Annotated in this window: 11 protein-coding genes; 3 read left to right on the top strand and 8 right to left on the bottom strand. The window is 66.5% G+C overall.

The features are described from left to right. Positions 1-31: 31 nt before the first annotated feature. From thiL to ASF57_RS08835, 8 genes are all read right to left on the bottom strand, one after another. Positions 32-1021 (bottom strand): thiamine-phosphate kinase, encoded by a 990-nt coding sequence (gene thiL, locus ASF57_RS08870; RefSeq protein WP_056482087.1) that lies wholly within the window; start codon positions 1019-1021, stop codon positions 32-34. Positions 1022-1027: 6 nt separating this feature from the next. Continuing rightward, a complete protein-coding gene (nusB, locus tag ASF57_RS08865) occupies positions 1028-1504 on the bottom strand; it encodes a transcription antitermination factor NusB (RefSeq protein WP_056184236.1) in 477 nt (158 codons plus the stop codon). 23 nt (positions 1505-1527) lie between these two features. Next, positions 1528-2034, bottom strand: coding sequence for a 6,7-dimethyl-8-ribityllumazine synthase (ribH, locus tag ASF57_RS08860; protein WP_056184363.1), 507 nt, complete (start codon positions 2032-2034; stop codon positions 1528-1530). 154 nt (positions 2035-2188) lie between these two features. Continuing rightward, complete coding sequence (locus ASF57_RS08855; RefSeq protein ID WP_056482084.1) at positions 2189-2833, bottom strand: riboflavin synthase; 645 nt, start codon at positions 2831-2833, stop codon at positions 2189-2191. Between the two features lies 1 nt (position 2834). Next, a complete protein-coding gene (ribD, locus tag ASF57_RS08850; RefSeq protein WP_056482082.1) occupies positions 2835-3947 on the bottom strand; it encodes a bifunctional diaminohydroxyphosphoribosylaminopyrimidine deaminase/5-amino-6-(5-phosphoribosylamino)uracil reductase RibD in 1113 nt (370 codons plus the stop codon). A gap of 11 nt (positions 3948-3958) precedes the next feature. Next, complete coding sequence (nrdR, locus tag ASF57_RS08845; protein WP_082503796.1) at positions 3959-4546, bottom strand: transcriptional regulator NrdR; 588 nt, start codon at positions 4544-4546, stop codon at positions 3959-3961. A 126-nt stretch (positions 4547-4672) separates the two neighbouring features. Beyond that, entirely contained in the window at positions 4673-5977 is a 1305-nt protein-coding gene (glyA, locus tag ASF57_RS08840; RefSeq protein ID WP_056184242.1) for a serine hydroxymethyltransferase, read from the bottom strand. Between the two features lie 273 nt (positions 5978-6250). Next, complete coding sequence (locus ASF57_RS08835) at positions 6251-7549, bottom strand: L,D-transpeptidase family protein (RefSeq protein WP_056482079.1); 1299 nt, start codon at positions 7547-7549, stop codon at positions 6251-6253. Positions 7550-8246: 697 nt separating this feature from the next. Between ASF57_RS08835 and ASF57_RS08830 the strand changes: the two genes are divergently transcribed. The 3 genes from ASF57_RS08830 (at position 8247) to ASF57_RS08820 (ending at position 12665) form a co-directional block, all read left to right on the top strand. Beyond that, positions 8247-9266: a DUF1775 domain-containing protein gene (locus ASF57_RS08830; protein ID WP_056482076.1), complete on the top strand. Its 1020-nt coding sequence runs from the start codon at positions 8247-8249 to the stop codon at positions 9264-9266. Between the two features lie 219 nt (positions 9267-9485). Further along, positions 9486-11612 (top strand): TonB-dependent receptor, encoded by a 2127-nt coding sequence (locus ASF57_RS08825; protein ID WP_056482073.1) that lies wholly within the window; start codon positions 9486-9488, stop codon positions 11610-11612. Positions 11613-11678: 66 nt separating this feature from the next. Then, positions 11679-12665, top strand: coding sequence for a hypothetical protein (locus ASF57_RS08820; RefSeq protein WP_082503830.1), 987 nt, complete (start codon positions 11679-11681; stop codon positions 12663-12665). Positions 12666-12699: the final 34 nt, after the last annotated feature.

Raw genomic sequence — 12699 nt, 5'->3', positions numbered from 1 at the left:
AGACCTGGCGCCCCGCGAAGCGGCCGGCATCTCAGAAGTGGCTGAAGGAGCCGGTACCGAGAGCGCGTGGCGCGCCGTCCGCATCCTCGAAGACCGGAGGCCCGGAACCGGCTGTGACCGTGCCGATGCAGGTCAGCGCTGTACCAGTTGCGACGGCTTCGGCGAGGCAGGCGTCCAGGTTCTCGGGCGCCACGGCACAAAGGATCTCGTAATCGTCGCCACCGGTCACGATCAGGGGCAGCAGGGCGGGCTCCAGTGCCAAGGCATTAGCGGCGGCAGGGGAGAGCGGGACGCGGCTGAGTTCAATGTCAGCGGAGCGCCCCTCCCCTTTGATCATCTTGGTCAAATCGCCGGCGAGGCCGTCGGAGACGTCCATAGCGGCTCGGGCGTGGCGGCGCAGGATCGGAGCCAAGGCGATGCGCGGGCGGGGATGCCAGTAGCGGTCGACGAGGGCATCGCAATCCGCCGCGGCCATCGCCCGAGCCCAGTCCGGGGGACGAGGTCCGCGCAGCAGCAAGCCCAGGGCAGCATCGCCGATGCTCCCGCTGACGCAGATCCGGTCGCCGATCTGCGCAGTCCGGCGCCTGACGATGCCGCCCGTAGGTACCTCGCCAATCGCGGTCACGCCGATCACCGTCGGTCCGGCTGCCCGCACGGTATCGCCGCCAAGGAGGTCGAGCCCGAAATCGGCGAGGCCGTCGCCGAGGCCGGCCACGAAGGCGGCGAGCCATGCTTCGGTCCAGTCGTCGGGCAGAGCGAGCGTCAGCAGGATGCCGCGCGGGCGCGCACCTTTGGCGGCGAGATCCGAGACGTTCACGCCGAGCGCCTTGCGGGCGATCGAACCGGGGGGATCGTCCGAGAAGTAATGGACGCCCGCCACGATGGCGTCGGCTGTGAGAACGAGGTCGCAGCCGGGGCTCGGCGACAGCGTGGCGGCGTCGTCGCGCAGACCATCCGCTCCCGGGCCGGCCAGAGGCGCGAAGTAGCGCGTGATCAGCCCGTCCTCATCGGGCCGGGCCATGTGGGTTCAGGCCCGACCGGAGGCCGGAAGGCCGGCGAACTCGCTGCCGCGCACGTCCCGCGCCACCTTGTCTAGCACGCCGTTGACCATGCCCGGCTCGTCCCCGCCGTAGAAGCTGTGGGCGACGTCGACATATTCGGAAATGACGACCCGGGCCGGTACGTCGCGACGAGACATCAGTTCGTAGGCGCCGGCCCGTAGGATGGCCCGCAGCACCGCCTCGATGCGCTTGAGGGGCCAGCCTGTGGCGAGTGCCCCGTCCAGGAGGGGGTCGATGGCGCGCTGCTCGTCGACGACCCCGCGCAGGAGATCGCGGAAGAAGGCGATCTCGGCGGTCGGATGCGCGATGCCGTCGACCTCACGGCCAATCCAAAAGGTTTCGAACTCGGCAAGCGCCTCGATCACGCCCTTGCCCGAGATCTCCATATCGTAGAGCGCCTGAACCACCGAGAGGCGCGCGCCGCTGCGCTCGGCGGTCTTCATCCCGGAGTCCTTAGCCATGATGCTCAATCCTCTCCGACCGACGCCGCCGACGCGTCGCGCTTGAGCGACAGCACCGCGAGCGCAGCCTCGGCGGCTCCGCCGCCCTTGTTGAGTTCTGCGACCCGGGCCCGGGCCTGGGCTTGGGCCTCGGTTTCCACCGTCAGGATGCCATTGCCTAGCGGCAAGCGCAGGGTGACGGACAGGTCCATCAGCGCCCGCGCGCTCTCGCCCGCGACGATGTCATAGTGACCGGTCTCGCCGCGGATGACGCAGCCGAGCGCCACCACGGCGTCGTAGGGCTGGCCTGCGCGGGCGGCGGCCTCGACCAGAATCGCAATGGCGGACGGAATTTCAAGGGCACCCGGCACCGTCACCACAGTAGCGACGGCCTCGGCCGCCACCAGTGCGGCTTCCGCGCCTGCCAGAAGCTCGTCCGCAAGATCCTCGTAGTAGCGGGCCTCGACCACGAGGACGCGCGCCCCCCTGACGTTGGCGGGAGCAGTGCGGGCAGCGTAGGCGAGGGATACCATCGAGGGGCCTTCACGGGTGCGGTCGATGATCGGCACGCAGGATCCGACCGCTGGGCGAGCCCCTTCGATCGCAGGCGCGAGCGATAGACCGAAGGCGACGCTCCCACAAGCGCGATGCCTGTTTCCCAGGTCGCTGGGCGTGGCGGCGTCCTGCTCAGGCTTCTGCGGCGGCCCGGCTCTCGGACAGGCGCGCGGCGTAGCGGGCGATCAGGTCGACTTCGAGGTTGAGGTGGTCCCCGGCTCGGCGCTCGCCCCAGGTGGTGACCGCGAGCGTGTGCGGGATGAGCAGCACCGAAAACAGGTCGCCGTCCACCGTGTTCACGGTCAGCGAGGTTCCGTCGAGGCAAACGGAGCCCTTCTCGGCGATGAATCGCGCGAGTAGCGCCGGCGCCCGCAGCGTGAAGCGGTCGGAGGGCGCCCATTGCGGATCGCCCGCGCCGCCTGTGACCGGATCGCGGGCGATCAGTTCGGCGAGGCCATCCACATGCCCCGTGACGAGGTGGCCGCCGAGTTCGTCCCCGATCTTCAGGGAGCGCTCCAGATTCAAGCGTCGTCCCTCGCGCCATTGACCCACGTGGGTGCGGGCCAGCGTCTCTGCCGCGGCATCGACGGCGAAAATGCAGCCGCCTTCGACCGCTTCGACCGCGACCGCTGTCAGGCAGGGACCTGAGCAGGCAATGGAGGCTCCCAGCGCGATCGTAGCCGGATCATAATGCGAGCGGATGCGAATGTGACGCAGGCGGTCGTCGCCCGCGACGGACACGACCTCTCCGACGTCCGTAACGAGACCCGTGAACATCTCAGGCGCTCCGCTCGTAGGTGACGACCCGGTCAGGGCCGAGAATCCGGGTGTCGATGACCCTGAGGCGGCCACCGTCGAGGATCCCCTGCAGGACCGGGCCGATGGCCGGCAGGCCGCCGGAGCCGTCTAGGCTGACCGGGCCTGTGATGAGGGTGAAGACGTCGACGAGGTCGGCCTCCGCCAGCGCCTCGGCGAGGTGTGGGCCGCCCTCGCAGCAGAGCCGCGTTACGCCCCGCTCGGCCAGAGTTCGGAGCGCGGCATGAAGGTCGACCTGTCCGGCGCCGTCCGCATCGACGCCGATCACCTCCACACCGAAGGAGGCCAGCATGCGTTTGGCATGGACCGGCGCGCGGCGGGTGGTGAGGACAAGGGTTGGGACGTCGCGGGCACTGCGGACCAGGGTGGTCGAGGGCAGCAGGCGCAGGCTCGAATCGAGCACGACGCGTAAGGGCGAGCGGTCGGACAGGCCCGGCAGTCGGACGGTCAGCGAGGGGTCATCGGCACGTGCGGTGCCGATGCCGACAAGGATCGCGTCCGCATGAGCCCGCCAGAGATGTACCGCTCCGTCGGAGATGGGGCCGGTGATCCGCAGGCGCTCGTTGGGCGCACCGGCGAAGCCGTCCTGGGTCTGGGCAAGTTTGAGGTGAACGCTCGGCCGTCCTTTTGTCACCCGGGTGACGTGGCCGCGATGGTCGCGGGCGGCCTCCTCTGCCAGAAGACCCGTGGTCACGGCGACGCCGGCATCAGCGAGGAGGCTGTGCCCCCGCCCTGCCACGCGCGGATCGGGATCTTCCAGGGCTGTGACGACGCGAGCAATGCCGGCGGCGATGATGGCGTCGGTGCACGGTGGTGTGCGGCCATAGTGTGAGCACGGCTCCAGGCTGACGTAGAGCGTGGCGCCGCGTGCCGCCGTGCCCGCCATGGCAAGAGCGATCGGTTCCGCGTGCGGCCGGCCTCCGGGGGCGGTGACGCCCTGCCCCACGATCCGCTCCGCACCGGGCGCCCCCGCCACGACCACCGCGCCGACGGACGGGTTCGGCCAGGTCCGACCAAGGTTGCGGTGCCCGAGGGCGAGGGACAGACGCAGGAAGCGGAGGTCGGTTTCGCTCATCCCGGTGCTCCTCATGCCCGCGACTTCGGCTGCCGCTTCGACCGCAGGTCCGTGACCTTGGAGGACAGGGTGTCGATGGACCGATCCCCGCCGGCCGGACCCTCGGAGGTGGAATCACCCTCAATGGCCGCGTTGGCTGGGAGCACGGCCGGCTCGGCAAGCGTCCCGAGTAGCGCCTTGAAATCGCTGGCCTCACGGAAGTTCTTATAGACCGACGCGAAACGCACGTAGGCGACATCGTCGAGCCCCTTCAGGCCCTCCATCACCAACTCGCCGATGGCTTCGCTGCCGATCTCCGCTTCGCCGCTGCTCTCGAGCTGCCGGGTGATGCCGCTGACGAGGCGCTCGATCCGCTCAGGGTCCACGGGCCGCTTGCGGACCGCGACGTCGATCGAGCGCTGGAGCTTGTCCCGATCGAACGGTACGCGCTTGCCCGATCGCTTGAGGACGGTGAGTTCGCGCAGTTGTACCCGTTCGAACGTGGTGAAGCGGCCGCCGCAATCCGGGCACACCCGGCGGCGGCGGATCGCCGCCGCATCGTCGCTCGGCCGCGAATCCTTCACCTGGGTGTCGGGACCGCCGCAATAGGGACACCGCATCGGACGGACACCTGAAGAAGAACGGCCGCCGGGAAAACGGAACGGCCGCGAACCCGATGGTTCACGGCCGCTGAATGGCATGGTGAGGGGCGCCGGTTCAAGCGCCCCTCGTCGGGGCGTTGCGCCTCAGCCGTAGATCGGGAACCGATCGGTCAGCGCGTGCACACGCTGCTTCACGCTTGCCTCGACGGCCGAATCACCCTCGTCGCCCTTGGCCACCAGGCCATCGAGCACCTCGACGATGAGACCACCGATCTGCTTGAATTCGGCGACGCCAAAGCCGCGCGAGGTGCCGGCCGGGGTGCCGAGGCGGATACCCGACGTAATGGTGGGCTTCTGCGTGTCGAAGGGCACACCGTTCTTGTTGCAGGTGATGTCGGCGCGGCTGAGAGCGGCTTCCGCCGCCTTGCCGGTCAAGCCCTTGCTGGTGAGGTCGACCAGCATCAGGTGGTTGTCGGTGCCGCCCGAGGTGATGTTGTAGCCGCTCGACATGAGCGTGTCGGCCAGAGCCTTGGCGTTCTCGATCACCTGCTTGGCGTAGATCTTGAACTCGGGCTTGAGAGCCTCGCCGAAGGCGACCGCCTTGCCCGCGATGACATGCATCAGCGGGCCGCCCTGGATACCGGGGAAGATCGCCGAATTGAACTTCTTGGCGAGCGCCTCGTCGTTCGTCAGGATCATGCCACCGCGCGGTCCGCGAAGGGTCTTGTGGGTCGTCGTGGTGACGACATGGGCATGCGGGAACGGCGACGGATGGACGCCTGCCGCGATCAGACCCGCGAAGTGCGCGGCGTCGACGAAGAAGTAGGCACCGACGGCGTCGGCGATCTCACGGAACTTGGCGAAGTCCCAATGACGCGGGTAGCCCGAGCCACCGGCGATGATCACCTTGGGCTTGTGCTCATGCGCAAGGGCCTCGACCTGCTCCATGTCGATGCGCTGGTCGTCCCGGCGCACGGTGTAGGAGACCGGCTTGAACCACTTGCCCGAAACGTTCGGGGGGGCGCCGTGGGTGAGATGGCCGCCGGCAGCGAGGTCGAGACCCAGGAAGGTGTCGCCCGGCTGCATCAGGGCCAGGAACACGCCCTGGTTCGCCTGGCTGCCGGAATTCGGCTGCACGTTGGCGAAGCCGCAATTGAACAGGCGCTTGGCCCGGTCGATGGCCAAGTTCTCGGCGATGTCGACGAACTGGCAGCCGCCGTAATAGCGGCGGCCCGGGTAGCCCTCGGCGTACTTGTTGGTCAGCACCGAGCCCTGCGCTTCCAGGACGGCGCGAGAAACGATGTTCTCCGAGGCGATCAGCTCGATCTCGTGCTGCTGGCGGCCGAGTTCTTGGGCCACCGCCTGCGCGATCTCCGGATCCGCGTCCGCGAGAGGAGCAGCGAAGAACGAGTTGGAGAAGTGCTTGTCGGCAGCAGTACCGGCGCTCATGGAAAGCCTCGATTGTTGAACGGGCGGACGCACCCGTAATCCGCTGGCGTTGGGCGGGCGGGCGTTCGAAGGCTGGATTACTACACGCGACCGGTTCCAAGGCCAAGCACAGGCATTTTTTTGCGTCTCACTAAAAAAATTCAGCACAGAGCGCGGGGCGCGGAGTCGAGGTATTAAGAGCCCGTGTCGTGGCGTCGCATCCGCCATGCAAAAGGCCCACGCTGTGAAGCGCGGGCCTGAGATTTTGGAGACCGGTGCGGTCGGACGTGAGGCTTAATTCTCCTCGTCGCCCGGCTCGAAACTCTGGACCGGCTCCGCACTGGCAACGGGGGTCGGGGCGGAGAGGGTCGAGGGCACGTTCCCGCCGTCGCGCTTGTAAATGTCGTCACGGAACTGAACGAGGCCGTCCGGGGTCGACCAGGCGGTGATGTAGGTCCAGTAGACCGGCACCGGGCTCGCCAGCGTGGCGTCGACGCGCTTGCCGCTCTCGATCGCCTGCTCGACCTGATCTCGGCCCCAGCCGGGCGTGTCCTTGAGCAACCAGGTGATGTATTCGCGCACGTTCTGGACGCGGACGCAGCCCGAAGAGATGAATCGGAAGTCGTCGCCGTAGACGCCCTTCGAGTTCGTGTCGTGCATGAACACGCCGTAGGGATTCGGGATGTTGATGCGCACGATGCCCATCGAATTGAAGTCGGCCCCTGAATCCTGGCGATAACGGTAGCGGGTGCCCTCGTCCGAGTTCCAGTTCACCGAGGCCGGGGAGATCTCATTCTCTCCTGCGAAGATGCGGATCTTGTTCTCGGTGAGATAGGTCGGGTCCTTCTGCATCTTGGGGATGAGGTCCTTCTTCACGATGGAAGCCGGGACCGTCCAGAAGGGGTTGAAATTGATCTGCGTCGCCTTGGTGTTCATGATCGGCGACTGGCGGTCAATCTTGCCGACACCGGCGGCGTGCAGGGTCACGACCTGTCCGTTCTCCACCGTCTGCACCAGGGCGGCGGGGATGTTGGTGATGACGAAGCGGTTGCCGAGGTTGCCGGCATAAGAGCGCAGCCGCACCACGTTGATTTCGAGCTGGTGAAGGCGAACATCGGCCGGGACATTCATGGCCGCCTGGGTGGTCTGGCTCATGGCGCCGGTCTGGCTCAGGCCATGCCGCGCCTGGAAGCGCTTCACGCCGGCCGCCACGTAGGAATCGTACACCCCTGAGCCGCCGGAGGCCGGGTCGAGGTCGCCGGTGATGATCAGGCGCTGACGCAGGGCCGCCACCGCCGGACCCTTCGCGCCGACGCGCAGGCGATCGGCGCCCGAGACCGATTTCCAGCCACCCCGATTGACGATGTCGCGGTAGCGTTCGATCATCTGCTCGGTGGCCGCGACGGTCTGCGGCGACAGGATCGGCGTCGACGAACGCTGCACCTGCATGGTGGCAGGCGAGGCATAGTCCTGCGCCCACTCGGCTTGTGCGAAGCCGCCCGCTTCACGCGCCGTCGCCGATTGCCCGACAAGGGCCGCCGACGCGAGCAGTGTGAAGCCGAACGCGCGGGTGTGGAAAGCCTGTTTCAGCATCGGACGGAAACTCTGATCTGATTGACGAAGCGACATGCGGTGTTGTCGATCTCGGCGCGACGCGCCGAGGTTCTGAACGCCCCTGTCGCGAACGTGTCGGGGTTGCGTTAAGAACTCATGGGGACCCGGCCACATTGTGGCATGGTCCGGTTTATCCCCGCGATCCCCGCCTACATCCTCGTGACTGCGACCTGTGTGCCACAGCACCGTGGTCCGCTGTGCAACCGGCATAGCGCAACGATAGCCAATGGCGTAAGCGGGATCACGATGAAGCTCCCGGCAAAACAGCTCGGCCACGGGAATTGGGGCCCTTTGCGTGCGATCACTGCAGTGATCGCACTCTACGCGTTTGTCCTGCACGCAGTCCTGAGCGGTCTGGTTCCGCTTCCGTCGGCGGCTTCACATGGTCTTCTCTGTCTCGGTCAAACGGATGACCTAGATTCGGGAACGCCCAACGGCGCTCACGCGCATCATCTACCCTGCTGCACCGTCGCCGGGTCGATGCTGCACGCCGCTCTGCCCGAGATCATGCCTCGCTCGATCATATGGCCGACGCCGGTCGTGTGCAGACATGCCTGGCAGCGCGAATCTTCAGCCTCCGCGCGCGGGCCGCCCGGCTCAATTCCCCATCCGAGAGGTCCCCCCTTCGTCTGATGTGATCAGTTCTCTGCGATCCCCTCAGACACGGACCATCCGCATGTACAGACTTCCCCGAGCCCAATTCATCGCGGGCCTCGTCCTCACGCTTTCGACGACCGCCGCGCTGGCCCACGCCACCCTGGAGCGCAAAGAGGCGAGCCCGAATGCCAGCTATCGTGGTGTTGTGCAGATCACGCACGGTTGTGACGGGCAGCCGACCAACCGCGTCAGCGTTACGATTCCGGAGGGCATTATCGGCGCCAAGCCGATGCCGAAGCCCGGCTGGACCCTGAGCACCGAGAAGGGAGCCTACGCCCGCGCCTATCCGTACTATCACGGTGACATCCGCGAGGGGGTGAAGACCATCACTTGGACCGGTGGTAGCCTTCCAGACGATCAGGTCGATGAATTCATCTTCCTGGCGCGGGTCAGCGATGCTTACGCGCCCGGCAGCACTGTCTACTTTCCCATCGAACAGGATTGCGCCACAGGGCAGTATCGCTGGACCGAGATCCCGGCAGCGGGCCAGGACGCGCATGCATTGAAATCCCCGGCACCCGGCGTGCGGATCGTCGCCGCCGCGTCAGCGTCTGCCAGTTCTGATCACTCCACGGCGAGTTCCGGCAAGGCCGAAGCGGCGAGCCTCAAGGCCGGGGATCTCAGCATCGAAACGCCGTGGATGCGCGCGACACCCGGCAGCGCCAAGGTCGCTGGCGGCTACGTCCGCGTCACCAACACGGGCACGCAGGCGGACCGCCTGATCGGCGCAGCAATTCCATTGGCTGGACGCGCTTCAATCCACTCCATGAGCATGGAGGGGGGCGTGATGCGCATGGCCCCGGTTGAGGGCGGCCTGGTCATCAAGCCCGGTGAGACGGTGGAACTGAAGCCCGGCGGATTCCACCTGATGTTCGAGGACCTCACGGGGGCGCCGAAAGCCGGCGAGGCGATTCAGGGAACGCTCCGCTTCGAGAAGGCCGGCACCGTTCCGGTCAGCTTCAGCGTGGCGCCGATCGGTGCGATGAAGCCGGGCGCGCCCGCAGCCGCGCCATCTGCGCCGGGTCCGCACGACCACTGACGCCGCTCCCCTCGCATGCGGGGCAACGGGGCCGACCTGATCCCGTCGCTCCCGCGTGGGGCGGTGCGGGCGGTGATCCCCATTGCAGCCTTCCCGTTCGAGTCTCCACTGCGCGATCCGTCGTGCGGCGTTCGCTCTCCCGTCCTCACCCCTCACCGGGATCATGCAGGCCCCTTCGCGCCATTGCGAAGTGTGGGCCCATGATCCGGAGCCTCACCGATGTCCGGTCCCCTGCCCTGCCGCCCCAGATTTTCCGTTGGTGCCCTCCTAGGCGGCGTCTCACTTCTGACTCTCTGCCTCGCCGGGACGCCCTCTCGCGCCGAAGAAACGGGCGCCGCAACACTCTCCGAGCTCAGCATTGAGGGTGCCTCAGCGGGTTCCCTGACGGTTCCCAGCGTCGCGGCCCAACGCGTGGCCGTGAGTGCCACGATCGGGTCCGTCGCTTTCGTGGATGCCAAGGATTTCCAGGACCGCTACGCCAACACCCTGCGCGACACCCTCAAGGACGTACCGGGCGTCTACGTGCAGGAGCGCTATGGCCAGGAACTCAGGTTGTCGGTGCGTGGCTCCGGCATCGCGCGGGGTTTCCACCTCCGTGGTCTCGAGCTGTTGCAGGACGGCATTCCGCTCAACCTCGCCGACGGCAGCGGCGACTTCTACCAGATCGATCCTCTCGGCCTCCGCTCGATCGAGGTCTACAAGGGCGGCAACGCCCTGACCTTTGGGGCAACGACACTTGGCGGCGCCATCAACGTCGTGACGCCGACGGCCCAGACCGCCTTCGCGCCCAACATCCTGCGGATCGATGGCGGCGCGTTCAACACGATCCGCGAGAACGTCCAGGTTTCCCGCATCTCCGGGCCGGTCGATGTGCTGATCAACGGGACGATTACGAATTCCGATGGCTACCGGGACCACGAGACCCAACGGACCCAGAACTTCAACGCCAACCTCGGCTACCAATTGGCCCCGGGGATCGAGACGCGCTTCTATGCTGGCGTCTACCTGACCGATCAGAAGCTCCCCGGTACGCTCAGTCTCTTCAACGCCCTCAACAATCCGACGCTGGCCAACCCCTCGGCGATCACCGGCAACCAGTCGCGCAAGGTCGAGACCGAGCGGATCGCCAATCGCACCTCGTTCCTGCTTAATGTCGGCAAGCTTGATATCGACACGTGGGCGATCCACAAATCGCTGTATCACCCGATCTTTCAGGTGATCGACCAGGACGGCTGGACCTATGGGATCGCCCCGCATTGGTCCGGTACCTTCGACGTCGCCGGCTATCGCAACGACCTGATCCTGGGCCTGCGTGCTTTCGCCGGCCAGAACTCGGCCCTGCAGTTCGTCAACATCGCGGGTCAGCGTGGCGCCCAGACGCTGCGCTCGCTCCAGAGTGCCTCGAATTACGAGGCCTACGGCGAAAATCGCTTCTGGTTCCTGCCGGACGTGGCGTTGATGGCGGGGGCCAAGGCCTTCTCGTCGAATCGCACCTACAGCAACAAGGGCGGGTTCACGGGTGGCAATGCCGTTCCATCCTCGGCCAACGAGACCTATTCCGGCATCAACCCGAAGGTGGGACTGCTGTGGCAGCCGCTGCCCGACATTCAGGTCTTCGGCGACATCACGGGATCGCGCGATGTGCCCGATTTCTCCGACCTCGTGCAGCAGAATTCGCTCAACACCACCTTCGTGCCTCTGCGTGCACAGAACGCGGTGACGTACGAGGCGGGGACGCGCGGCCGGATCGATCGGTTGTTCTGGGACCTGACCCTCTATCGCTCCGAGGTCCGCGACGAACTCATCAACTTCTCGATCAATCCCGGCCTCGGCATCCCCGCTGCGACCTTCAACGCGCCACGCACCCGGCACCAGGGCGTGGAGGCCGCGGTGTCTCTCGATGTGGCGCGCGACCTGATCGCTCCCGGTGATGGGCTCGTCGTTGCGCAGGTCTGGACCCACAACGACTTCCGCTTCATCGCCGATCCGGTCTTCTCCAACAACCAGATCGCCGGCATTCCGCGCGACGTGTTGCGGACGGTGCTCACCTACCGGAACCGGCAAGGCTTTCACATCAGCCCCTCGGTCGACTGGGTTCCGCAGGGGGCCTTCGCCGACCACGCCAATACCCTGAAGGTGCCGGGCTACGCACTGTTGAACATCGGTGCCGGAATCGATTTTCAGAACGGAGTCTCGCTATTCGTCGATGCCCGCAATCTGACCGACGCCCGCTACATCTCGGACATCTCGGTCGTCACGAATGCCCGGACCGTCGCGGGTGGCCCGGTGGCGTTCTACCCGGGCGTGGGGCGCAGCATCTTCGGTGGCGTCCGCGCCGGGTTCTGACCCAGCCTGGGGATACGGATGATCCAAAAGGGTGCACCGTCGCTGCACGGCCGATACAAGGGCGCGATGACCGAGGGTATCTCCATCGCGCCTGTGTCCGCCGTATCGGGGCCAAAGCGGCTAGGCCACTCCGACGTGCATGTCGGGCGGGATGGCTGGCTCTTCCTCACCGGCGGTAGCAATGCCGTGCTCGACCAGTACGCCGACCCCGGTTTTCCACGCGCGAAGCTCTGGCGCTGGCGCCGAATGCTCGAAACACGGGTCCGGCGTTGCGTGGAACTCGGCACTCGCTATGCCCATGTGGTGGCACCGGAGAAGCTCGCGATCTACCCGCAGACCTGCAATGGACTCCCCTTCGATCCAGACCGGGCCCCGGTCCTTCGAATGGAGCGCTGGCTGCGCTTCTCATCCGCGCGGCGCCATTGGATCGATCTCGTTCGTCCGTTCCGCGCCCGCGCCGCTGAAATCCCGCTCTATCGTCGTACCGACAGCCACTGGAGCTTCTCGGGATATCTCCTCGCCTATGGGGAGATCTGCCGCCATCTCGGCCTCCGGCCCCGCGAGGATATCGCGCGGCGCCGTATCGGCTCGGCTGGGGCTTATGCGGGCGATCTCGGACTGAAGTTCGATCCCGTCCGCACAGAGATGGCGGAGCCGTGCCTGTTCGACAGCGCAGCACGCCGCATCTACGCCAACAGCCTCGTGACTACCTTGGAGTCCCAGGGACGCGGCCGCGATGCGCATATCGGTGCCCACGTCATCTTCCGGAATGACTCACCGCAGGCTGATCCACGCCGTTTGGTGCTGTTCGCCGATTCTTATGGGCATCATACGGTTACGCCACACACGGCAAGCCTGACACCGATGCTCGCCGATACGTTTCGCGAGGTCCATGTTCTGTGGTCCACCAGCATCGATTGGGGCTACGTCGCCCGAACGAAGCCGGACTTCGTGGTCGCAGAGATCGCGGAGCGCTTCATGATCGACGTCCCGCAGACCGGGTTCAACATCGAGAAACTTGCGGATCTCGCTTTGGCACGGAAGTCCGGCTGAAACGGCGAGAGCCCGGGAGACAGCTCCGGGGCTC

Origin of the sequence: Methylobacterium sp. Leaf117, from assembly GCF_001422985.1 — a bacterium.
Classification (GTDB): Bacteria; Pseudomonadota; Alphaproteobacteria; order Rhizobiales; family Beijerinckiaceae; genus Methylobacterium.
Note: the sequence above shows the minus strand (reverse complement) of the source record. Positions and strands in the feature narration are given on the sequence as shown.

Coding starts and splice junctions, on each gene's coding strand:
- ASF57_RS08835 (WP_056482079.1), bottom strand. CDS start 7,549: ATGCTGAAACAGGCTTTCCACACCCGCGCGTTCGGCTTCACACTGCTC.
- nusB (WP_056184236.1), bottom strand. CDS start 1,504: ATGAAGACCGCCGAGCGCAGCGGCGCGCGCCTCTCGGTGGTTCAGGCG.
- ASF57_RS08830 (WP_056482076.1), top strand. CDS start 8,247: ATGTACAGACTTCCCCGAGCCCAATTCATCGCGGGCCTCGTCCTCACG.
- thiL (WP_056482087.1), bottom strand. CDS start 1,021: ATGGCCCGGCCCGATGAGGACGGGCTGATCACGCGCTACTTCGCGCCT.
- ASF57_RS08820 (WP_082503830.1), top strand. CDS start 11,679: ATGACCGAGGGTATCTCCATCGCGCCTGTGTCCGCCGTATCGGGGCCA.
- ribH (WP_056184363.1), bottom strand. CDS start 2,034: ATGGTATCCCTCGCCTACGCTGCCCGCACTGCTCCCGCCAACGTCAGG.
- nrdR (WP_082503796.1), bottom strand. CDS start 4,546: ATGCGGTGTCCCTATTGCGGCGGTCCCGACACCCAGGTGAAGGATTCG.
- ASF57_RS08825 (WP_056482073.1), top strand. CDS start 9,486: ATGTCCGGTCCCCTGCCCTGCCGCCCCAGATTTTCCGTTGGTGCCCTC.
- ASF57_RS08855 (WP_056482084.1), bottom strand. CDS start 2,833: ATGTTCACGGGTCTCGTTACGGACGTCGGAGAGGTCGTGTCCGTCGCG.
- ribD (WP_056482082.1), bottom strand. CDS start 3,947: ATGAGCGAAACCGACCTCCGCTTCCTGCGTCTGTCCCTCGCCCTCGGG.
- glyA (WP_056184242.1), bottom strand. CDS start 5,977: ATGAGCGCCGGTACTGCTGCCGACAAGCACTTCTCCAACTCGTTCTTC.